This window comes from Halobacterium sp. CBA1126 (genome assembly GCF_009741975.1).
Taxonomy (GTDB): domain Archaea; phylum Halobacteriota; class Halobacteria; order Halobacteriales; family Halobacteriaceae; genus Halobacterium.
On sequence record NZ_WPCF01000012.1, the window covers coordinates 18,035 to 37,667 of the forward strand.

General features: G+C 69.1%; 23 protein-coding genes, 1 tRNA gene and 4 pseudogenes. 14 read left to right on the forward strand and 14 right to left on the reverse strand.

Annotation, left to right across the window (positions count from 1 at the left end; genetic code table 11):
* Position 1 precedes the first annotated feature (1 nt).
* Complete coding sequence (gene gnd / locus GJ634_RS02810) at positions 2-997, forward strand: phosphogluconate dehydrogenase (NAD(+)-dependent, decarboxylating) (protein WP_331713968.1); 996 nt, start codon at positions 2-4, stop codon at positions 995-997.
* Between the two features lie 6 nt (positions 998-1,003).
* Here the strand turns inward: gnd and GJ634_RS16845 are convergent.
* A pseudogene (locus GJ634_RS16845) lies at positions 1,004-1,683 on the reverse strand (DJ-1/PfpI family protein).
* 93 nt (positions 1,684-1,776) lie between these two features.
* Here GJ634_RS16845 and GJ634_RS02825 point away from each other — a divergent pair.
* From GJ634_RS02825 to GJ634_RS02835, 3 genes are all read left to right on the forward strand, one after another.
* Positions 1,777-2,355: a 2Fe-2S iron-sulfur cluster-binding protein gene (locus GJ634_RS02825; protein WP_157500410.1), complete on the forward strand. Its 579-nt coding sequence runs from the start codon at positions 1,777-1,779 to the stop codon at positions 2,353-2,355.
* A gap of 140 nt (positions 2,356-2,495) precedes the next feature.
* Positions 2,496-3,848, forward strand: coding sequence for an MATE family efflux transporter (locus GJ634_RS02830; protein WP_157500426.1), 1,353 nt, complete (start codon positions 2,496-2,498; stop codon positions 3,846-3,848).
* Positions 3,849-3,899: 51 nt separating this feature from the next.
* A tRNA-Arg gene (locus GJ634_RS02835) sits at positions 3,900-3,972 on the forward strand.
* A 228-nt stretch (positions 3,973-4,200) separates the two neighbouring features.
* Here the strand turns inward: GJ634_RS02835 and GJ634_RS02840 are convergent.
* Both GJ634_RS02840 and GJ634_RS02845 read right to left on the reverse strand, forming a co-directional pair.
* Positions 4,201-5,952, reverse strand: a complete 1,752-nt coding sequence (locus GJ634_RS02840) for a hypothetical protein (protein WP_157500411.1) — start codon at positions 5,950-5,952, stop codon at positions 4,201-4,203.
* Between the two features lie 191 nt (positions 5,953-6,143).
* Positions 6,144-6,329, reverse strand: a complete 186-nt coding sequence (locus GJ634_RS02845; RefSeq protein WP_157500412.1) for a hypothetical protein — start codon at positions 6,327-6,329, stop codon at positions 6,144-6,146.
* A 221-nt stretch (positions 6,330-6,550) separates the two neighbouring features.
* On the opposite strand from GJ634_RS02845, the gene GJ634_RS02850 reads away from it, so the two are divergent.
* Genes GJ634_RS02850 through GJ634_RS02860 form a run of 3 tightly spaced genes read left to right on the forward strand, consistent with a single transcriptional unit; the run spans position 6,551 to position 8,963 of the window.
* Entirely contained in the window at positions 6,551-7,483 is a 933-nt protein-coding gene (locus GJ634_RS02850) for a substrate-binding domain-containing protein (protein WP_157500413.1), read from the forward strand.
* 2 nt (positions 7,484-7,485) lie between these two features.
* Positions 7,486-8,202: an ABC transporter permease gene (locus GJ634_RS02855; protein ID WP_394350867.1), complete on the forward strand. Its 717-nt coding sequence runs from the start codon at positions 7,486-7,488 to the stop codon at positions 8,200-8,202.
* Entirely contained in the window at positions 8,199-8,963 is a 765-nt protein-coding gene (locus tag GJ634_RS02860) for an amino acid ABC transporter ATP-binding protein (protein WP_157500414.1), read from the forward strand. The genes GJ634_RS02855 and GJ634_RS02860 overlap by 4 nt, the downstream gene beginning before the upstream one ends.
* Before the next feature lie 17 nt (positions 8,964-8,980).
* On the opposite strand, the gene GJ634_RS02865 is transcribed toward GJ634_RS02860, so the two are convergent.
* Positions 8,981-9,391 carry a hypothetical protein gene (locus GJ634_RS02865; RefSeq protein ID WP_157500415.1) on the reverse strand — a complete coding sequence of 137 codons (411 nt, stop codon included), beginning with the start codon at positions 9,389-9,391 and terminating at the stop codon, positions 8,981-8,983.
* Positions 9,392-9,452: 61 nt separating this feature from the next.
* Entirely contained in the window at positions 9,453-10,136 is a 684-nt protein-coding gene (locus GJ634_RS02870; protein WP_157500416.1) for a DUF502 domain-containing protein, read from the reverse strand.
* 111 nt (positions 10,137-10,247) lie between these two features.
* On the opposite strand from GJ634_RS02870, the gene GJ634_RS02875 reads away from it, so the two are divergent.
* The gene (locus GJ634_RS02875) at positions 10,248-10,784 is read left to right on the forward strand and encodes a hypothetical protein (RefSeq protein WP_157500417.1); all 537 of its coding nucleotides are present in this window, start codon (positions 10,248-10,250) and stop codon (positions 10,782-10,784) included.
* Here GJ634_RS02875 and corA read toward each other — a convergent pair.
* Genes corA through GJ634_RS02885 form a run of 3 tightly spaced genes read right to left on the reverse strand, consistent with a single transcriptional unit; the run spans position 10,781 to position 12,414 of the window.
* Positions 10,781-11,749 carry a magnesium/cobalt transporter CorA gene (gene corA, locus GJ634_RS02880; protein ID WP_331713965.1) on the reverse strand — a complete coding sequence of 323 codons (969 nt, stop codon included), beginning with the start codon at positions 11,747-11,749 and terminating at the stop codon, positions 10,781-10,783. The genes GJ634_RS02875 and corA overlap by 4 nt on opposite strands.
* Positions 11,746-11,910 carry a hypothetical protein gene (locus tag GJ634_RS15295; RefSeq protein WP_197425369.1) on the reverse strand — a complete coding sequence of 55 codons (165 nt, stop codon included), beginning with the start codon at positions 11,908-11,910 and terminating at the stop codon, positions 11,746-11,748. Before GJ634_RS15295 ends, corA begins: the two co-directional genes overlap by 4 nt.
* Positions 11,911-11,952: 42 nt before the next feature.
* Positions 11,953-12,414 carry a deoxyuridine 5'-triphosphate nucleotidohydrolase gene (locus GJ634_RS02885; RefSeq protein ID WP_157500418.1) on the reverse strand — a complete coding sequence of 154 codons (462 nt, stop codon included), beginning with the start codon at positions 12,412-12,414 and terminating at the stop codon, positions 11,953-11,955.
* A 161-nt stretch (positions 12,415-12,575) separates the two neighbouring features.
* Here GJ634_RS02885 and GJ634_RS02890 point away from each other — a divergent pair.
* From GJ634_RS02890 to GJ634_RS02905, 4 genes and pseudogenes are all read left to right on the forward strand, one after another.
* Positions 12,576-14,560, forward strand: a pseudogene (locus GJ634_RS02890) (aconitate hydratase).
* A gap of 90 nt (positions 14,561-14,650) precedes the next feature.
* Positions 14,651-15,154: a ribosomal protein S18-alanine N-acetyltransferase gene (rimI, locus tag GJ634_RS02895; protein ID WP_331713966.1), complete on the forward strand. Its 504-nt coding sequence runs from the start codon at positions 14,651-14,653 to the stop codon at positions 15,152-15,154.
* 21 nt (positions 15,155-15,175) lie between these two features.
* Positions 15,176-15,538 carry a DUF5810 domain-containing protein gene (locus tag GJ634_RS02900; RefSeq protein WP_157500419.1) on the forward strand — a complete coding sequence of 121 codons (363 nt, stop codon included), beginning with the start codon at positions 15,176-15,178 and terminating at the stop codon, positions 15,536-15,538.
* 24 nt (positions 15,539-15,562) lie between these two features.
* Complete coding sequence (locus tag GJ634_RS02905; protein WP_157500420.1) at positions 15,563-15,982, forward strand: DUF5809 family protein; 420 nt, start codon at positions 15,563-15,565, stop codon at positions 15,980-15,982.
* Here GJ634_RS02905 and GJ634_RS02910 read toward each other — a convergent pair whose 3' ends face one another.
* Complete coding sequence (locus tag GJ634_RS02910) at positions 15,983-16,420, reverse strand: metal-dependent transcriptional regulator (protein WP_157500421.1); 438 nt, start codon at positions 16,418-16,420, stop codon at positions 15,983-15,985. It abuts the gene before it with no gap.
* Between the two features lie 89 nt (positions 16,421-16,509).
* On the opposite strand from GJ634_RS02910, the gene GJ634_RS02915 reads away from it, so the two are divergent.
* Complete coding sequence (locus GJ634_RS02915; RefSeq protein WP_331713967.1) at positions 16,510-17,082, forward strand: NUDIX hydrolase; 573 nt, start codon at positions 16,510-16,512, stop codon at positions 17,080-17,082.
* Here the strand turns inward: GJ634_RS02915 and GJ634_RS16355 are convergent.
* On the reverse strand, positions 17,073-17,195 hold the full coding sequence (locus GJ634_RS16355) for a hypothetical protein (RefSeq protein WP_269449508.1): 123 nt from the start codon (positions 17,193-17,195) through the stop codon (positions 17,073-17,075). The genes GJ634_RS02915 and GJ634_RS16355 overlap by 10 nt on opposite strands.
* An 83-nt stretch (positions 17,196-17,278) precedes the next feature.
* Between GJ634_RS16355 and GJ634_RS02920 the strand changes: the two genes are divergently transcribed.
* Entirely contained in the window at positions 17,279-17,641 is a 363-nt protein-coding gene (locus GJ634_RS02920) for a rhodanese-like domain-containing protein (protein ID WP_157500422.1), read from the forward strand.
* Between the two features lie 73 nt (positions 17,642-17,714).
* Here GJ634_RS02920 and yciH read toward each other — a convergent pair whose 3' ends face one another.
* From yciH to GJ634_RS02935, 4 genes and pseudogenes are all read right to left on the reverse strand, one after another.
* Positions 17,715-18,008, reverse strand: a complete 294-nt coding sequence (yciH, locus tag GJ634_RS02925) for a stress response translation initiation inhibitor YciH (RefSeq protein WP_058980746.1) — start codon at positions 18,006-18,008, stop codon at positions 17,715-17,717.
* A gap of 34 nt (positions 18,009-18,042) precedes the next feature.
* Positions 18,043-18,780 (reverse strand): annotated as a pseudogene (locus tag GJ634_RS15840) (transglutaminase-like domain-containing protein); the annotation flags it as partial.
* A 79-nt stretch (positions 18,781-18,859) separates the two neighbouring features.
* Positions 18,860-19,057, reverse strand: a pseudogene (locus GJ634_RS16850) (transglutaminase domain-containing protein); the annotation flags it as partial.
* Between the two features lie 152 nt (positions 19,058-19,209).
* Positions 19,210-19,503, reverse strand: a complete 294-nt coding sequence (locus tag GJ634_RS02935) for a hypothetical protein (RefSeq protein ID WP_157500424.1) — start codon at positions 19,501-19,503, stop codon at positions 19,210-19,212.
* Positions 19,504-19,633: the final 130 nt, after the last annotated feature.

Consider the following 19,633-nt stretch of genomic DNA (forward strand, 5'->3'; position numbering starts at 1 on the left):
GGTGGTCGCGGCGCCACCGACTGAAGCGTTTCGCCGGCGAGCGCCGGACCGCAACCACTACCTTCCGGCCGGGGAAGTGGACGGTATGGAACTCGGCGTTATCGGTCTCGGTCGCATGGGACGCATCGTCGTCGACCGGTGTCTGGACGCGGGCCACGACGTGGTCGCCTTCGACATCGACGCGGACGCCCGCGAGGACGCGGCCGACGCGGGCGCCACCGCCGCCGACTCGATTCCCGACCTCGCCGCCGCGCTCGGCGACGAGAAGCGCGTCTGGCTGATGGTGCCCGCCGGCGACCCGGTCGACGCCGCGCTCGACGAACTCGCGGACGAACTCGACGCCGACGACGTGGTGGTCGACGGCGGGAACAGCCACTTCGAGGACTCCACGCGGCGCGCCGACGAGCACGAGTTCGCGTACCTCGACTGCGGCACCTCCGGCGGCCCCGCGGGCGCGGAACTCGGCTTCTCGCTGATGGTCGGCGGCCCCGAGTGGGCGTACGAGGAACTCGCCCCCGTTTTCGACGCGGTGGCGACGGGACCGGACGGCCACGACCGCATGGGGCCGGCGGGCTCGGGCCACTACGTGAAGATGGTCCACAACGGCGTCGAGTACGCGCTCATGCAGGCGTACGGCGAGGGGTTCGAACTCCTCCACGAGGGCCGCTACGACCTCGACCTCGAAGCCGTCGCGAACACGTGGAACAACGGCGCCGTCATCCGGTCGTGGCTGCTGGAGCTCTGCGAGGAGGCGTTCCGCGAGGAGGGCAACGACCTCGGCGACGTCGCCGACCACGTCGCCGGCGGCTCCACGGGCACGTGGACCGTCCAGGAGAGCCTCGAACAGGAAGTCCCGCTCCCGATTATCTACCAGGCGCTCGCCGAGCGCTTCGACTCCCGCGCCAGCGGCGACGGCGAGGGGCGGTTCGCGCGGCGGCTGGCGAACCGGCTGCGGTACGGCTTTGGCAGACACGAGGTTGCTCGAAAAGACGAATAAACGCGGTCAGTAGCTGTTCTCGTACTCTATCTCCTCGGCCACCGTCCGGGCGATGTCGGCGCTCCACTCGCGTTCGACGAGGTGGAGCGCGAGGTCGATGCCGGAGGTGACGCCGCCGGCGGTGAGCACGTCGCCGTCGTCGACGAACCGGTCGTCGCGGACGTCCACGCCGTACTCGCGGAGGTCGTCCTTCGCGGACTCGTGGGTGGTCGCGGGCCGCCCCTCTAGCAGGCCGCCCTCCGCCGCGATGAGCGCGCCAGTGCAAACCGTGGCGACGGTAGCGCCGGCGTCGTAGAGCGTAGCGAGGCGCTCGGGGAGCGTGCCGTCTTGGACTTCCGCCCACGCGCCGTTCTCGCGCGCTCCGACGCTTCGCCGTCTTCTCGCGGGCTCTGCCCGCTCGAACGGTCCGAGGCGCGTTGCGCCTCGCAATCTCCGCCTCGTTGCCCCTCCGGCGCAACGCTGTTCCAGCCGCCGCCGGGAACGACCACGAGGTCGGGCGTGCCGAGGAGCACGTCGTCCGGTTCGACGCGGAGGCCGTGGCTCGCCGTGACGCGCTCGCTCGGCACGAGCGTCCGCAGGGTCGCGTCGACGTCCGCGCCGTGGGCTGCCGCCGTCCGGAACACCTCGTAGGGCGCGACCCCGTCCAGCTCGTCGAACCCCTCGTACAGCAGTATCGCGACGTCCATGCCGCGGCGTTCGCACCGTCCCCTCAAAACTCGCCCGGAGCGGGGCGGTGAGCAATCACAATACTGTTAAGCTACCTCTCCGTACCGCCGGGCATGGTGAACACACTGGGGCTGCTGCTCGGTCTCGGGATGGCGCTCACGCTCGTCGGGCTCCACTTCCTGAAGGGGACCGCGAAGCCCGTCCCCGAGGACATCGCCAGCGAGGTCCTCGAACAGCGCGCCTCGACGGTTCCGGAGACCGACTTCCCGGAGCCGTACAACCGCTCCATCGGCGGTGGCGGCGGCGCCGGCGCGGTCGCGGGCGGCGCTGCGGAAGGCGAACTCGAAGAGGAGGAGGAGGACGAGGGATTCGACCCCGAGTCCATCCCCGAGGACGAGGTCGAGTACTACGAGATCGAGTTCGCGAAGGAGGGCGAGACCATCGAGGTCGCGAACAACGAGAGCCTCCTCGACGCCGGCGAGGAGGAGGGCTGGGACCTCCCGTACGCCTGCCGGCAGGGCCAGTGTCTCTCCTGTAGCGGCCGCGTCGCCAGCGGCGACGACGCCCACGAGTTCGTCCGCCACTCGAACAACGAGACGCTCAGCGACGACGAGATGGAGAAGGGGTACGTGCTGACGTGTACCGCCCACCCGACCACGTCGTTCACGCTGGAGACCGACGAGTCGCCGTAGTCAACGGCGGTTCGCGCCGCGGTCGTCGACCGAATCCGATTCTCGAGCCGGAGTTTTCAAATCCGACCGCTCCGTGAGGACACGTAGTGCCCGAAACCCGCACGACGAGTAGCATCACCGAGGGCGACCTCGTCGGCCCGATGGTCCGGCTGGCGTGGCCGATGGTCGTCATCCAGCTCCTCCAGGTGACGTACAACCTCGCGGACACGTTCTGGCTCGGCCGGCTGTCCGGGAACGCCGTCGCCGCCATCAGCCTCGCCTTCCCGCTCGTCTTCTTCCTCATCTCGGTCGGCGGCGGGTTCACCACCGCCGGCTCCATCCTCGTCGCGCAGTTCATGGGCGCCGACAGCGAGGGCTCGGCGGGGAAGGTCGCCGCGCAGACGCTGGGGTTCGTCATCTCCATTGCGACCGTCCTCGGCGTCGTCGGCCACTTCGTCACGCGGGACATGCTCGCGCTGCTGCCCGCGGACGCCGAGACCGCCGCGGTCGTCGTGCCGATGGCCGGCGACTACATGGAGGTGTTCTTCCTCGGGATGCCCGCGCTGTTCGGGTTCTTCGTGTTCGCGTCGCTGATGCGCGGCTACGGCAACACCCGCACGCCGATGCGCGTGATGTTCCTCAGCGTCGCGCTCAACGTCGTCCTCGACCCGTTCCTCATCTTCGGCTGGTGGGTGTTCCCCGAGATGGGCATCGCGGGCGCCGCCGTCGCCACCATCTTCGCGCGCCTCGTCGCCGCCGTCGTCGGCGTCTACGTCCTCTTCTTCACGAACGCCGGCCCCGAGATATCGCTCTCGCAGTTCGCGCCCGACCTCTCGATGATATCCCGCATCGTGCGCGTCGGCACGCCCAGCGCCGCCGAGCAGTCCACGAGCGCGCTCGCGATGATCACGCTCACCGCGATGGTGGCGTCGTTCCCGCCCGCGGTCGTCGGCGCGTTCGGCCTCGGCAACCGCCTCATCTCCCTGGTGTTCCTCCCCGCGATGGGGCTCGGCCGCGCCACCAACACGATGGTCGGCCAGAACCTCGGCGCGAAACAGCCCGAGCGCGCCGAGCGCGCCGTCTGGCTCGCCACGAAGTTCGCGGCCGGCGTGCTGTTCGGCATCGCCGTCCTCGCCGCGGTCTTCCCGCGCCCCATCGTCGCCGTGTTCCTCAGCCCGGGCGCCGAGAACGCCGCCGCAATCGTCGAGTACGGGGCGACGTACGTCCGCATCCGCGCGGTCGAGTTCGTCTTCGTCGGCGTCGTGCAGGTGTTACTCGGGGCGTTCCGCGGCGCCGGCAACACCAAGACCGCGATGGTCATCTCGATGGTGACGCTGTGGCTCGGCCGCGTCCTCACCGTCTACCTGTTCGCGTTCTCCCTCGAGTGGGGCGCCACCGGCATCTGGGTCGGGATGGCCCTCGGGAACATCACCGGCGCCATCGTCGCCGCCGCGTGGTTCGCCCGCGGCACGTGGAAGCGCACGCTCGTCGACGCCGACGACACCGCAGCCTGACCGCCCGCGACTCACAACCGTTATACCGTCGCCCCCGCTACCACACGCCGAGGGCGCGTAGCTCAGCGGACAGAGCACTTGGTTCCGGACCAAGATGTCAGGGGTTCAAATCCCTTCGCGCCCGCTTCGCAGAACACTCGCACCGGCCAGCGACGCGCGTGTCGCTGGCCGTGCGACGACGGAGTGAACGGGCGGGATTTGAACCCTGGAAGTCGCAGCCCGCGCAGCCGAGCGAAGCGAGGCGAGCAGGAACGTCTTCCTCCGGTTCAAATCCCTTCGCGCCCGCTTCTCAGTGGTGTGACGAACGCGACTAGTCGGTAATTCGAGAGACAGTAGCTACTGGCCGAGCAAGTCAGGACGCGCGGAAGTCCTCGATGTCGTCGATGACGGCGTACTCTGTGGTCTGGAGCTCCCACTGAATGATTGGATCTTGAGCAGACATTCTGAGCTCCCCGTTAACGTCCGGTTCGTGAGACTCGTTGAGCAGGAGTTGGGATTGGACACTCGTATTTGCAAGATACGACAGCAGTTCGTAATCGCTCCCGTCAGAGCTCTTCCAGCCGATTGTCGGGTCGGGATAGGTACACTCGACGGGGCTCACGGTTCCGTAGTCGGTCTCGAACGTGAATACACCAGACGCTAGCAGAGAGGGGTGTTCGGGCCAGACTTCGTACGGTCGTTCCGCCTTCTCCAGGTCGAGCAAGCCGCCCATGATGTGGTAGCCAACGTTTCCTTGCATGCCGACGATGCCGTACGTCGAGTCGAGCAGGTGGACCGCAATTCCACCGTACATCGCCGTCGCGTCTTGGCAGTTACCGGACGACTCCCCTTGACCCGTACTGATCTTGTACCACTTGTTCACGGTCTCCTCGGGAGTGCTCGTGTAGCTGCCCGTCGCAAACCCGAACGGATGCTCGCCGACGAAGACCTGGAGGGCGAGGGCCTTGTGGTAGTCCCGGTATTCGAGCGTGTCGAAGCTCGGATTGTCGAACGCGGCCTCCAGTTCCTCGGCGGCTCGAATCGTGAACGGACGGGACCCACTCATACGAAGGGGATTTGTTTGGCCTTGGCCTCCGGCGTGTCGAGTGATTATATAGGCAGTATACGGGTCGGTCTGAGACGACGCGTCGAGTTGGAGCTCGAGCGAAGAATTGCTATTACTTCCAGCGTACTCGACCCCGTCGACACCACTTGCGTCCATCTCGCCGTCTTCGATCCGTCCCGTTGCACGGGAGTTCCAGCGGACGGCCTCGACGAGTTCCCACGCGTCGAGGTCAAGATTGACGACCGCCCAATCGAAGGCCGGCGAGTGGGTCGGCACGTCCTCCGCTGACCCCTCGAATTCGGTGATGTTCTCGTAATTGGGGAACCGGATGAGCGCTGTCATCGTGATGTTCCGGTAGTCGTACCAGTCCCGGTCGTACTCGTCTTCGGGGACCTCGGGCGTGTTGAACGGGCTCTCGTCGGGGGAGTCGAACCAGAAGTCCGTCTTGTAGAACGGGTCGGAGTACGCCCAGTCGCCTTCCGGTGTCGCTGGGGGCTCTAGCAGAACCATCTCCGTGTCTCTGGCGGCGTTGTAGAACGGGACGATAGTCTCTCTGGGTCTCTCAGTCTCCGGCTCTCGCTCTCGCTCAGTGGACGAGAATTCGGTGGTGACGGCTTCCTCCGATTCTGCTTCGGGCGACAACATCTCGACGGTGAATCGCAGGTTCTGCGCGTACCCGAGCGGGAGGTCCCAGTCTATCGAGTGCGTCTCCAGTTCTTTCGATTGCGTGACGGTCGCTTCGCCGACCTGTGTTTGATTTTCGCGGTCGAGGTTCGGACTCGTGTAGGCCCGGACTGTAACCTCTACCTCGTCGTGTTCGGTGATACTCTCGAAGAGGAGTGCATCAAATTCGACGGTATCTATCGACACGTCTCGAACCGTGATGGTGCGCTCGTAGTCGTCGTCGGTTGCTTCCGTCGCTGAGGGCTCTCCACTCGTCGATACGCTGTTACACCCCGCGAGCCCGCCCATCGCCGCTGCACCGAGCGCGAGCGCGCGACGGCGAGAGAGCGAACAGGAACGAGTCAGGTCCGGTTTCCCGTCCTCCCGGTTTGACATACGTGTGTACCGCGCGGGCGGTTAGATATACCTTCGGGGACTCCCATGACTGCGGACGGAGCGATGCCGCGCTTCCTCCGATAGTCGGCATCTCGGTTCTCACAGCGCACTGGCCCTCTCCGCGCCCGCTCCTCACAGAACTCGCACCGGCCGGCGACGCGCCCATGCGCGGAACGACTAGTCTGGGCGGTTCACTCCTCGGCGGTGACGAACAGGACGACGAGGCCGAGCGCGATGGAGGCCGCCGACAGCGGCATCCAGCTCCCGGTCTCGCCCGCGTGGTAGGCGGCCGCGCAGACGGCCAGAATCCCCGCTACGGTCACCGCCACGACCACGCGCTCGTCGACGACGAGCTTCGGGACTGACCCATCGCTCATGCGAGCACGGTACGCGAGTCGAACTGTAACTGTTGTGCTGTCCGCCGGGACGTAACCCCTCAGGGTGACTGCTCGGATTCGGGCAAACGGCGGACCGGTACTTTCCGGCGATTCGTTACCCCTCTGCATTTCGACGCGCCCCGACTTCCCCGGTCGACGTGACCGATTCCGTTCACTCAGGTTGGACAATCTATATGTGCGGCGAGTCCATCGCTGTACCCATGCCGATACAACGACGGAAGTTCCTCGCAGCACTGGGCACGGGCGCGGTCGCGAGCGTCGCCGGCTGCAGCCAGATTACGGGCGGCAGCGGCAGCGGCGACCAGCCGGACGTCGCCGGGCAGACGCTGACGCTCACGACGACGACGAGCACCTACGACACGGGGCTGCTGGACGCAATCCACCCCCAGTTCGAGGAGATGTACGGCGTCACCGTCGACGCGGTCGCGCAGGGGACCGGTGCGGCGCTGGAGACGGCCCGCAACGGCGACTCGGACATCGTGATGGTCCACGCGCGCGGCCTCGAGGACGAGTTCATGCGCAACGGCTACGGAATCAACCGCCGGGACCTGATGTTCAACGACTTCGTCATCGTCGGGCCGGAGAGCGACCCGGCGGGCATCGAGGGGATGGACTCCGCGGCGGAGGCGTTCGCCACCATCGCCGAGGAGCAGGCGGCGTTCGTCTCCCGCGGGGACAACTCCGGCACGCACACGAAGGAGCTCAACATCTGGGAGGAGGCGGGCGTCGAGCCCGGCGGCGACTGGTACCAGGAGATCGGCGCCGGGATGGGCGAGGCGCTCAACAACGCGAACCAGCAGGGCGCCTACACGCTCTCGGACCGCGGGACGTTCATCTCCCAGCGCTCGGAGATCGACCTCACGATTCTCGTCCAGGGCCCCATCGAGGGCGGGCCGGAGCTGCTCGAGAACCCCTACGGGATCATGGCGGTCAACCCCGCCGTCCACGGCAACGCCAACTACGACCTCGCGATGGCGTACATCGGCTGGATCACCAGCCCCGGCGCCCAGGACGCCATCGCGGACTACACGATGAACGGGGAGCAGCTGTTCTTCCCGCGTGCGCTGTCGGAGGACCCCGACTTCCAGCAGTACGTTCCGGAAGGCTGGAGTAGCGACTCCTCGAGCGAGTAACCGTGCCGCTCGACCCGGTCGCACTGCTCCCGCTGTTCGTCGAGACCCCGTTCCAGGAGGGGTACGTCCGGAGCATCATCGTCGTCTCGCTGTACGTCAGCTGCACCGCGGTCGCGCTGAGCACGCTGTTCAGCATCCCCGTGGCGCTGGTGATGGGGTTCACCGACTTCCCGGGCCAGCAGTTCGTGAAGTCGGTCATCAACACCGGGATGGGGTTCCCCAGCGTCGTCGTCGGGCTGGTCGTGCTGTTCATGGTCTCCAACCAGGGGCCGCTGGGCGCCGCGGACCTCATCTTCACGAAGGAGGCGATGATCATGTCCCAGTTCGTGCTGGCGACGCCGCCGATCACCGCGATCAGCCTCGCGGCGCTGAAGAGCGTCGACGAGAACGTCCGCGACGCCGCCCGCGTGCTCGGCGGCACCCGCCTCGACGTGGCGCTCGTGGTCATCAAGGAGGCCCGCTACGGCATCGCCACGGCCGTGCTCGCGGGGTTCGGCCGCGCGATCAGCGAGGTCGGGTCGGTGCTCATCGTCGGCGGGAACATCACCAGCGCCGACGGGATCTCCCAGACGCGGACGCTGACGACCGCCATCCAGCTCGAGGCCCGGCAGGGCCAGTACGACACCGCGATGATCCTGGGCGCGGTGCTGGTCGCGCTCGTGCTGACGGTGAACGCGATCGTCGTCCGGCTCGGTGACGAGGGAGCGATGAACCGATGATCCGGCTCGAGAACGTCACCCACAGCTACGGCGACGAGCGAGTCGTCGACGACGTGTCGCTGTCGGTCGACCGGGGCGAGGTGGTCGGCATCATCGGCCCCTCCGGCGTCGGGAAGACGACGCTGCTGCGCGTGCTCGCGCTGTTCCTCCAGCCGAACGACGGGCGGGTCGAACTCGACGGCGACGCGGTGTGGGACGTCGGCGAGGAGCAGCGGCTCGCGCTCCGGCGCCAGGTCGGGATGGTGTTCCAGGAGGCCAGCCTGTTCGACGCGACCGTCGAACGGAACGTCGAGTACGGGCTGCGCGTCCGACAGGGGTGGAAGGACCGGCTGCGCGACCAGCTCCGGACGCTCGTCGGCTCGACGGAGACACCGGCGTCCGTCGAGGACGCCCTCGACATCGTCGGCCTGAGCGAGAAGTTAGACCAGGCAGCGAACTCGCTGTCCGGCGGGGAGGCCCAGCGGGTCTCGTTCGCGCGAGCGCTCGCGTACGAGCCGGAGTACCTCCTGCTCGACGAGCCGACCTCCGACCTCGACCCGCGGAACACGGGGCTGATCGAGGAGGCGGTCGCCGAGGCCCGCGACCGCGGCATCGGCGTCGTGGTCGCGACCCACGACATGCACCAGGCCGAGCGCATCGCCGACCGCGTCGGCGTGCTGCTCGGCGACGGGTTCACCGAGATCGGGCCGACCGAGACGATCTTCGAGGACCCGACCGACGAGCGCACCCGGAAGTTCATCTCCGGCGAACTGGTGTACTGACCGGGCGCTCGCCGCCCTCAGCTCGCGTGGACGTCCTCGACGGCGGCGACGACGGGTTCGACGGGTTCGTCGTTGTCGAGCGCGACGAACAGCCCCTCGTCGTCGAAGTAGACGCGGACGAGCGTGAACGCGTCGAGGCTGGTGGCGTGGTAGCGGACGTCGTCCGCGACCGGGAACAGGCGGTCGGTGAAGAAGTCGGTCTCGGTGAAGTCGATGTGGACGTAGGAGTGAATCTCCTCGAAGTGGTCGAGCATGTGCGCCTCGTCGTCGTAGAACGACCGCGTGACGTCGTCGGCGTACACCAGCGCGAAGTCGTCGGCGGTGAACTCGACGAGCGACCGCAGCGTCCCGTCGACGGTGGCTTCGACGGCGTCCCGCATCGCTCCGACGTCCAGGGACGTGAGTCCCGAGTCGTTCCGGGCCGGCATGTGCGTCAGTTTACGGGTAGGCGGGACCTGGCTTGTGAAGGTTTCGCCGCGCAGCCGCGGGTCAGCGGTCGTTGTCGCTGGCGACGGCGCCCATGGCGGCGAGTTCGTCCTCGTCGAGCTCGATGGCGTCGCCGCCCGAGCCGTCCGCCATCCCCGTCGTCATGAGGATGCGGATGGCCGCGCGGACGCTGAGGTCGGCGTCGTAGACGCGGCTCTCGGGGACGAGCAACAGCGCGCCCTGCGTGGGGTTCGGGCTGCCCGGGACGAAGACGTTGCGCGCGGGTTCGCCGGCGACGTCCGCGAGGTCGCGCGGGCTCTCCCCGGTCTGCAGGCCGAGCCGGTAGAGGCCGTCGCGCTCGTACTCGACGTACACGGCGGACTCGAAGTCCGAGCTGCGCGTGGAGACGGAGTTCGCCATCTGCTTGACGCTGCCGTAGATGGTGCGGAAGACCGGGACGAAGTTCACCAGCCGGCCGGTCCGCCCGAACACGCGCTGGCCGAACGGGCGCTTGGCGAACGCGCCGACGACGGTGACCGCGACGAGTAACACCGCGAGCGCGACCAGCTGCGCGAGCAGGTAGTTGTCGGCGGTGTACTGCGCGAGCCGCGTCCCCTCGACGATGGGCTGGAGCTGGCCGGCCAGCAGGTTCGTGGCGAACCGGAGGATGACCAGCGTCGCCACCAGCGGCGCCACCAGCACCACGCCCGCCAGAAAACTGCTCTTCAGTGACTCCTTGAGCCGCATACTGCGAACGAGTGCGCTGCCGAGAAAAGTGTGGCGGTGGGGACCACTGACCCCCCGTCGCGCGGGAACACATGTCAACGCTTATGTCGGAGCAACGAGATTATCAACTGAATGCGAATAGGAGGGGAGGGGGCCGGGACCGGCTCGCCGCACGTTCTCGTCGCGGGCGCGGACGCGTCGCCCACCGACGTCGACGCCGAGTCGTCGAACGTCCTCGGCGTCGCCTACGCCACCGCCGCGGAGCGCTGGCTGGACGGGCTGTCGGTCGACGCCGACCGGGCCGCCGTCGTGAGCGTCGGCGAACACTCCCGGTCGGCCGCCGCGTCGGACGGCGCCGCCACCGACCTCCCGGCCACCGGCGCGGCCGCCGTCGAGACCGTCCCGGACGTCGACGACGTCGGCACCGTCGGCGTGCTCGTCAACGACTACCTCTCGGCGTGGGACGACGAGACGACCGTCTACGTCGACGACCTCTCCGTGTTGGTCGACGAGACCGACGCCGAGACCGCGTTCCGGTTCGCGCACGCCCTGACGTCCTGCGCCGCGGCCAACGACGGTCGCGTCGTCGCCGGCCTCGACACCGCCGACCAGCCCCGACACGTCGGCGCGACGTTCGCGGAGCTGTTCGACGACGTCCGCCGGCCCTAGACCCAGTCCTCCCGCCGGAAGTACGCCACCAGTATCGCCGCCATCGCCGCCATCCCGACCATCACCGCCGGGTAGCTGTACCGCCACCCGAGCTCGGGCATGTGCTCGAAGTTCATGCCGTAGACGCCCGCGACGAACGTCAGCGGGAGGATGACGGTGGCGACGACGGTGAGCTTCTTCATCGCGTCGTTGGTCGACATCGACAGCGCGTTCAGGTAGACGTCGCGGGCGCCGCTGGTGAGGTCGCGGTACGTCTCCACGAGGTCGACGAGCTGGACGAGGTGGTCGTAGACGTCCCGGTAGTACTTCTCGGCGTCCTCGCCGATCTGCTCGGGATCGCCGCGCGCGAGCGCGCCGGCGGCCTCCCGGGTCGGCCACAGCAGCCGGCGCACCGACAGCAGGTCCCGCCGGAGGTCGTTGATGCGTTCGAGGACGTCGTCGCCGGCGGCGTCCACGACCTCGTCCTCGACGGCCTCGATGTCGTCCTCGATGTCGTCGAGAATCGAGAAGTAGCCGTCGACGACGCCGTCCAGACACCGGTACGCGGTGAAGTCCGGGCCGCGGGACGCCAGCCGCGGCTCCTCGCGGTGGACGCGCTCCCAGACCTCGTCGAGGGCGGCGACGCGCTCGGGTTCGAGGGTGACAAGCCAGTCGTCGCCGACGAACAGCCCGGCCTGCTCGACGCGGAGTTCGTCCGCGAACGCGACGTCGCCGCCCTGCAGGGTCGCGGCCTTCACGAGCACGAACGTGTGCTCGTCGTACTCCTCGGTCTTCGGGCGCACGTGCCCGAGCACGTCCTCGACCTCCAGCGAGTGGAGGTCGTAGGCCTCCGTCACCCGGTCCAGTTCCGCGTCCGTCGGGGCGGTGACCCGGACCCACGTCGTCCCGGCGGCGTCCCGCGCGGCCGCGAGGTCGGTCCACTCCGCGAGGCCGTCCGCGGCGTAGACGACGCAGTCGACGGTCACGCCGCCACCTCCCGGCCGCTCGTGATGCTCAGCAGCGTGAGGCCGACGATGAGCGCGGTGATGCTGAACGCCCGACCGGGGTACGCGACGGCGGTGCCGGCGACGTAGCCCGCGACGCCGACGGCCGTCACGGCGACGCCGGCGGCTCGCAGCGAGTGCATACGCTGGTGCTCGCGGCCGGGGACCAAAAAGTACGGGCTCCGTCAGGTGCGTTCGCCCTGATAGCTGCCGTCGTAGGTGTCGGCGTGCTCGGCGTCGGCGAGCACGAGCTGGGCGACGCGGGCGCCGCGCTCGAGTTCGACCTCGTGGTGGACCTCCAGCAGCCCTTCGCCCTTCCCGGTGTAGCCGGCGTCCCAGACGGCGGTGTTCAGCATGCAGGAGTTCCGCATCAGCGACGAGCGCGGGTAGAGGAAGCCGACGTGGTCCTCGGGGATGGAGATGGTCTCGGCGTACTGCAGGACGTAGCCGCCCGGCCGGAGGACGAACGTCTCCGCGCCGTCGTCGACCGGCTCCCGGTCCCCGATGGTCTTCCCGTCGCGCCCGATGCGGCCGGGCTCGCGCTGCTCGAGGACGGCCTCGACGGTGAGGTCGACGCCGTTCGGCTGGACTTGGTCGTCGGCGACCGGGTCGACGTGCTCGGCGACGAACGCGCCGCTCTCGTACATGCGGCGACCGTCGCGCTCGCGGCCCTATGCTCTGTCGGTCGCCGCTACCCGTGGTGGTCGTTCACGTGGCACAATTAAGGACTTAGGGCGCGTATTAGGCGGACGCAGAGGTCCTGAAACACGCGGGATTTATAATCATCGAAGGGCCATCTTTGGACGCTATGGGACAGACGCTTACGGAGAAAATCCTCGACGACCACCTCGTCGAGGGAGAACTCGAGCCCGGTGAGGAAATCGGGATCGAGATCGACCAGACGCTCTCCCAGGACACCACTGGGACGATGGTCTGGCTGCAGTTCGAAGCCCTCGAGATGGACGAAGTCCAGACCGAGCTCGCGGCTCAGTACTGCGACCACCAGACCTATCAGTTCGACTTCAAGAACACCGACGACCACCGCTTCCTGCGCTCGGCAGCCGGGACCTACGGCGCGTACTTCTCCCGCCCCGGGAACGGCATCTGCCACAACGTCCACAAGGAGAACTTCGCCGCGCCCGGCAAGACGCTCCTCGGTTCGGACAGCCACACGCCGACCCCCGGCGGGCTCGGCCAGCTCGCCATCGGCGCCGGCGGCATCGACATCGCCGTGGCGATGGGCGGCGGCGCCTACCACGTCGAGATGCCGGAAGTCGTCAACGTCCGCCTCGAAGGCGAGCTCCCCGAGTGGGCCACCGCCAAGGACGTCATCCTCGAGCTCCTCCGTCGCCTCTCCGTGAAGGGCGGCGTCGGCAAGGTCCTCGAGTACACGGGTCCGGGCGTGGAGACGCTCTCGGTGCCCGAGCGCACCACCATCACGAACATGGGCACCGAACTGGGCGCCACCTCCTCCATCTTCCCGACCGACGAGAAGACCGAGGAGTGGCTCGCGCAGTTCGACCGCGAGGACGAGTTCGTCGACCTCGGCCCCGACGAGGACGCCGAGTACGCCGACGAGATCGTCGTCGACCTCTCCGACCTCGAACCGCTCATCGCGAAGCCGTCGATGCCCGACGAGGTCGTGCCCGTCCGCGAGGTCGCGGGCGAGCAGGTCGAACAGGTCATCGTCGGCTCCTGTACGAACGGCGGCTACGAGGACATCCTCCCCGCCGCGAAGATGCTCGAGGGCCGCCAGATCAACGCCGGCACCGAGATGATCGTCGCGCCCGGCTCCAAGCAGGCCTCCGAGATGCTCGCCCGCGAGGGCTGGACCGCCGAGATGATGGCGGCCGGCGTCAACTTCAGCGAGGCGACCTGTGGTGCCTGTATCGGCATCGGCCACGTTCCAGCCTCCGACTCCGTCTCGCTGCGGACGTTCAACCGGAACTTCGAGGGCCGCTCCGGCATCGAGGACGACTCCGTGTTCCTCTGCTCGCCGGAAGTCGCGGCCGCGGCCGCCCTCAAGGGCGAGATCGTCGACCCCCGCGACCTCGCCGACGAACTCGGCGACCTCGAGGCGCCCGGCTTCGAGCTCGCTGACAAGTACTCCGCGGGCTACGGCGCCGACGACCCGGACATCATCACGCCCGACGAGGCCATCGACGACGAGCTCATCAAGGGCCCGAACATCTCCAGCGTGCCCGTCAAGGACCCCATCGACGCGGACGTCTCCGGCGAGACGCTCCTGAAGATGGGCGACAACATCACGACGGACCACATCATCCCGGCGACCTCCGACATCCTCAAGTACCGCTCGAACATCGAGCGGCTCTCGGAGTTCACCCTCTCGCGCATCGACGACACGTTCGCCGAGCGCGCGAAGGCCGCCGACAGCGGCGTGCTCGTCGCGGGCGAGAACTACGGACAGGGCTCCTCCCGCGAGCACGCGGCGATGTGCCCGATGTTCCTCGGCGTGGAAGCGGTGCTCGCACAGAGCTTCGCGCGCATCCACAAGGCCAACCTCTTCAACTTCGGCCTGATTCCGCTCACCATCGACGAGGACACCTACGAGCGCATCGAGCAGGGCGACGACGTCGAAATCGTCGACGACGCCCGCGCGGCGTCGAGTCCGGCCAGGAGGAGTTCACGATCCGCGTGAACGACGACTGGGAGGCGACCGCCTACCTCGACGCCTCCGAGCGCGAGCGCCGCACGCTCGCGGCCGGCGGGAAGCTCTCGCTGACGAAGCAGCGCCACGGCGACAGCGGCGCCGCGAGCCCCGCCGACGACTGACGCTCTACGCTCCCCGTTTTTCTTCTCCGTTCGACCAGCGGCGGCGCCGAGGCCGTAGCGCCTTTACCCGCGGTCGCCGTACGTGACTCCGTGACGACCGCTGCACCGCCGGCCGCCGAGACGGCCATCCGACGGGCGGCCCGCGCGGACCTGCTGGACGTCTTCGACATCGAGAAGGAGGTGTTCGACCAGCCGTGGCCGTACTCGGCGTTCGAGCGGCAGGTGGGGACGCCGGCGTTCCTCGTCAGCGAGACCGGCGGCCCCGTCGCCGCGGACGGCGAAATCACGGGGTTCGTCGTCGCGGACACCATCCCGAACCACCGGCAGCCCCTCGGCCACGTGAAGGACATCGCGGTCCGCCCGGCGGCCCGCGGGCAGGGCATCGGCGCGGCGCTGCTCCGGCGGTCGCTGGCCGCGCTCGCCGGGCAGGGCGTCCGCAGCGCGAAACTCGAGGTCCGGCAGAGCAACGACGCCGCGATGCGGCTCTACGAGCGCCACGGCTTCGAGTACCTGCGCACGCTCCCCCAGTACTACTCGGACGGCGAGGACGCCTACGTGCTCGTCGCGAACCTCGAGGACCGTGACTCGTTTTAGGCGGTAGCCCCACTCGCCGGTATGGGCTACGAGTGTCCGGTCTGTGGCGCCGAGGAGGCCGACGGCGAACACCTCGCGAACCACCTCGCGTTCACGGCGCTGGTCCGCGGCGGCGACCACGAGGCGTGGCTGGACGACACCGTCCCGGACTGGGCCGACCGCGACCCCGAGTCGCTGGCGCCCGAGGTCACCGAACACGCCGAGGAGACCGAGACGGAGGCGGTGACCGAACCCCACGGCCACGAGATGCCGGCAGTCGAGCGCACGGGCGAGGCCGACCTCTCCGGGGAGGCCGCCGCGATTCTGGACGACGCCCGGGAGCTCACCGAGCAGCTGCGGGAGTCCTCGGTCGCGGACCCCGACGACGACTCCGAAACCCAGTAGGGCGTGTAACCCGACTCCTCGGGTATGACAGAGACGCGTGGCGTGCTCGCGCCGGAGACCGAGAGCGAGGTCCGCGAGCGCTTCGAGGGCGTCGGGCCGGCCGCACAGACAGTCACCCGCGAGGTCGCACGCGCCATGGAGCTCTCCAAGGAGGAGTACGAGGAGCGCGTCACCGGCGAGGTCGTCGGCGCCGCCCGCGAAGCGATGTTCGCGTCGCTCCTGCAGGTCGAGGTCGGCGACTACGAGGAGTTCGAGGCCGCGAAGGCCGACCGCCCGGACGTCGACGTCCGCGAGAACGGGAGCAGCGAGGTCGAGAACGCCGCGTGGCACTACGTCCCGTTCGCGGACGCGCTGGTCGCGACGACGTTCCAGAACGAGCCCGACGCCGCCGTCGCGACGCTGCGCCGCATCGCGTTCAGCGAGTTCTACGAGCCCGCGCTCTGACTACCGGGAGACCTGGTAGTCCGGACAGCACTCCGCGAAGTCCGCGTCCGGCGCCGAACACCGCCCCGTACAGGGGTGGTCGATGTGGCGTTTCAGCGCGCGAGCGGCCTCTTCGGAGAGCGCCCCGCCGATGGAATCCGAGTCGGCGCCGTCGAGCCCGAGGTCGTCGGTCGTGAAGTTCTCGACGAGACACCGCTTCCACATGAGCTCGCGCGTGACCGTCTCGCCGTCGCCGGTGAGCGTCGCGCCCTCGTAGCGCTCGTAGTCGACGAGCCCGCGCTCCGCGAAGTCGGCCATGCGTTCGGTGACGGTCGCGGGGTCGACGTCGAGCCGGTCGGCGACCTCCCCGGTCTTCGCTGGGCGCCCCTCGCGGGCGGATACCAGCAGGATGGCGCTGAGGTAGCGCCCGGCCGTCCTCGAGAGCTCTCCCCCACTCATCTCGCGTGGTGGTCGGCTCTTCGGCGGGATAAGGCTGTCCCCGGGCCGACTCCCCGAGAGGCTTTGTGGCCGGGCGCGTACGGCCGCCCGTGCAGGACCACGACTGGCCGGTCGTCGACTCCGTCACCGAGTACGAGACGAGCTGGTACGACGGCGGCTACGACCGCGTCGAACAGCCCGACGGCTCGCTGAAGGACTACTACTGGGCGGCACTCCCGCCCGCGGTCGTCGTCGTCGCCGTCCACGACGGGGACGTGTTGTTCGTCGACCAGTATCGGCCGACGATACGCGAGCAGTGCATGGAGCTCGTCGCGGGGATAGTAGAAGAATCGAGTGAAGCGACCGAGGACGTCGCTCCCTCCCCGGACCGCGAGTCGTACGTCGCGGCGGGCCGCCGCGAGCTCCGCGAGGAGACGGGCTACGAGGCCGACGACGTCCGCTTCGTGGAGTCGTTCTGGACGGCGACCGGGGTGTTGCGCCACCAGCGCGGCATCGTCTTCGCGGAGGGGCTCACGGAGGTCGGGCGGGACCTCGACGACAACGAGTTCCTCTCCGTCGAGCGCGTCCCGGTCGAGGACGCGCTGTCGGTGGCGCGCGAGCCGCCCGCGAACGACGCCACCATCGAGGGGTTGCTGCTGGCGCGGGCGGACGGCTACCTCTGAACCGCGGCGGCGAGCACCGGGTGGTCGTGCTCGCCGTCCCGCTCGCCCGTTTCGCGGCCCGCCGCGCGCATCGGCGTGCGGAGGGTCGTTCGCTTCACGTGCCACGTTAGCACGCGAGACGCCTCCGGTGTTGTGGCGGCCGCGTCCGAGTACCCCGACCGCAAGCCGTAACTCCGCACGGACCCACCGGACGGACATGGACGGCGAGATCTCCGCCGACGAACTCGAAGCGCTCCTCGACGACGGGGAGGACGTCCGCGTCGTCGACATCCGCCCTCGGGCGGCCTTCGAGCGCGGCCACATCCCGGACAGCGAGAACATCCCGTTCGCCGAGCTCCCGCAGTCCGTCGACCGCCTCGAGGGCGCCGACCGCGTCGTCACCGTCTGCCCGCACGGGCAGGCCAGCGTGCAGGCCGCGCGGCTCATCCAGTCCTACGAGGGCCTCGACGAGGACGCCCGCGTCGAGAGCCTCGCCGAGGGCATCACCGGCTGGGAGGGCGACGTCGAGACCAGCGACGACGAGGGGCCGGACACCGAGACGACCGAATCTCCGTTCTAGCGGCGCTGTTCACTGGACGTTCAACAGGCTGCGACGCGAGCGCTGCGAGAAGTGGTGGCCGTCGACGCGCGGGTCAGGCGACGTTGAAGCCCTTGTCGCGGAGGAAGTCCTCCACGCGCCCCGAGTGGTTGCCTTGGAGTTCGATTTCGCCGTCCTCGACGGTGCCGCCGCACGCGAACTTCGACTTGAGGTCCGACGACAGGCTGTCGAGGTCGACGTCGTTGGGGTCGAATCCTTCGATGACGGTAACTTCCTTTCCGTAGCGTCGCTCGTCGATGCGGATTTCGATTTGCTGGGACTCTTTGGCGACGTCTTCGCAGACGCAGAGTTCCTCGGGCAACCCGCACGTCGAGCACACCTCAGACATTACACGTGTGCGTACGAAATCCGCCTATTAAACACTATCGCCGAGGGCCGGGGAGGCGGCTGTTTTCGGCGGCCAGCGACCGCGCGAGTCGCTTCGCTTCGGCGGCGTCCGCGGCGTCGACGCGGCCCGCGTACCGCGCGCGTTCCCGGAGGTCCGCGACGCGGCGCGCGCGGTCGTCGGCCCGCACGTCCGCGAGGAACGCGCGGACCGTCTCTCCGCGGTCGCGCTCGCGGTGCCGGCGTTCGAGGAGGTACTCCACGCGCTCGTAGGCCCCCTCGACCTCCCTCCGGGGGTCGCCGCGGGGCAGCCACCGCAGCCACACCGCCCGGTACGCGCGCGCCGCGAGCCCCGAGTACCGCGCGCCCGCCGCCGCGCCGAGCGCGAGCACGCCCCAGACCACGAACGTCGACGCCGGCGGGAGCGACGGCCCGCCGCTCTCCGGCGCAGCGGGCGCGGTCACGTTCGCCGTGCCCGCGTTCACGCCCTCGAGGTCGCCGACGTACCCACGTCGGTCCGGCTGCGTGGTCGACTCGCCGTCCGCGCTCGTCGTCTCGTCGTCGGCCGCCGTCGTCGCGGTCGGCTCGCTCGCGGTCGCCAGCGCGTCGTCCTCGCTGCCCGCCGCGTCGACGCCGTCGGTCCCGTTCTCGCGGGCCGCCGCTACCCGCTGGCGCTCCGCGCTCGTGCGCTCGCCGCTCGGCGTCGGGTCGAAGCGCACCCACCCGTTCTCGGGCACGTACACCTCCACCCACGCGTGGGGAGTCCAGCCCCCGGACCACCCACTCGTCGTCGGCGACCTGCTGGCCGGGCGTGAACCCGGTGACGAACCGCGCGGGCACGCCCTGCGAGCGCAGCATGACCGCCATCGCGCTCGCGAAGTACGTGCAGTAGCCGGGCGCGTCCCCGAGCACGAACTCGGTGACGAGGTCGCCGTCCGGCCGCGGCGCGTCCAGCGAGTACGCCTTGTTCGCCTCCAGCCAGCGCTCGATGGCGGCCGCCCGCTCGTAGTTCGACTCCGCGCCGTCGGTCAGCGACGCCGCGAGGTCGACCACGCGGTCGTCCGTGCTGTCCGGCAGCTGCCCGTACGTCGCCGCGACCCGGTCGGGGGCCTCCCCGGTCGCGTTCGCGAGGCTGGCGTTCTCGCCGACCGGCCGCCGGCTCTCGACGACGTAGGAATCGCCCGGCCGCAGCGTCGGACCGTTCATCAGCAGGCCGCCGTCCTCGACGTCCGCGTCGACGCCCTCGACGGACTGCGGGACGGCGACCGACGGCAGCACGTCCAGCGTGCGCTCGGCGGTGATTCGCTGGCGCACGCGCTCGCCGGTCGCGACGGGTCCGTCGCCGCCCCGACGTCGGTGGTCCGCACCCACCCGTCGCCCGTGTAGCGGTCGTAGACGCCCGCCCGGTAGTACGCCGCGCGCTCGGTCTCGGCGACGAAGTGGACCCGCGGGTCGAGGTCGAGGCTGCCGCCGACGCCGACGTAGCCGTCCGCGCTCACGAGGCTGCTCGCGCTCGGTTCGACGACAACGCGGGCTCCTCGACGCCTCGTGTTTGCACTCGGGACACCGCGACGGCACGTTCACGGGGTCGTCGAAGTCGTCGAACCCGCACTCCCGGCACTCCGGGGG

Coding starts and splice junctions, on each gene's coding strand:
- GJ634_RS02825 (WP_157500410.1), top strand. CDS start 1,777: ATGGTGAACACACTGGGGCTGCTGCTCGGTCTCGGGATGGCGCTCACG.
- GJ634_RS02830 (WP_157500426.1), top strand. CDS start 2,496: ATGGTCCGGCTGGCGTGGCCGATGGTCGTCATCCAGCTCCTCCAGGTG.
- GJ634_RS02840 (WP_157500411.1), bottom strand. CDS start 5,952: ATGTCAAACCGGGAGGACGGGAAACCGGACCTGACTCGTTCCTGTTCG.
- GJ634_RS02845 (WP_157500412.1), bottom strand. CDS start 6,329: ATGAGCGATGGGTCAGTCCCGAAGCTCGTCGTCGACGAGCGCGTGGTC.
- GJ634_RS02850 (WP_157500413.1), top strand. CDS start 6,551: ATGCCGATACAACGACGGAAGTTCCTCGCAGCACTGGGCACGGGCGCG.
- GJ634_RS02860 (WP_157500414.1), top strand. CDS start 8,199: ATGATCCGGCTCGAGAACGTCACCCACAGCTACGGCGACGAGCGAGTC.
- GJ634_RS02865 (WP_157500415.1), bottom strand. CDS start 9,391: ATGCCGGCCCGGAACGACTCGGGACTCACGTCCCTGGACGTCGGAGCG.
- GJ634_RS02870 (WP_157500416.1), bottom strand. CDS start 10,136: ATGCGGCTCAAGGAGTCACTGAAGAGCAGTTTTCTGGCGGGCGTGGTG.
- GJ634_RS02875 (WP_157500417.1), top strand. CDS start 10,248: ATGCGAATAGGAGGGGAGGGGGCCGGGACCGGCTCGCCGCACGTTCTC.
- GJ634_RS15295 (WP_197425369.1), bottom strand. CDS start 11,910: ATGCACTCGCTGCGAGCCGCCGGCGTCGCCGTGACGGCCGTCGGCGTC.
- GJ634_RS02885 (WP_157500418.1), bottom strand. CDS start 12,414: ATGTACGAGAGCGGCGCGTTCGTCGCCGAGCACGTCGACCCGGTCGCC.
- GJ634_RS02900 (WP_157500419.1), top strand. CDS start 15,176: ATGGGCTACGAGTGTCCGGTCTGTGGCGCCGAGGAGGCCGACGGCGAA.
- GJ634_RS02905 (WP_157500420.1), top strand. CDS start 15,563: ATGACAGAGACGCGTGGCGTGCTCGCGCCGGAGACCGAGAGCGAGGTC.
- GJ634_RS02910 (WP_157500421.1), bottom strand. CDS start 16,420: ATGAGTGGGGGAGAGCTCTCGAGGACGGCCGGGCGCTACCTCAGCGCC.
- GJ634_RS02920 (WP_157500422.1), top strand. CDS start 17,279: ATGGACGGCGAGATCTCCGCCGACGAACTCGAAGCGCTCCTCGACGAC.
- yciH (WP_058980746.1), bottom strand. CDS start 18,008: ATGTCTGAGGTGTGCTCGACGTGCGGGTTGCCCGAGGAACTCTGCGTC.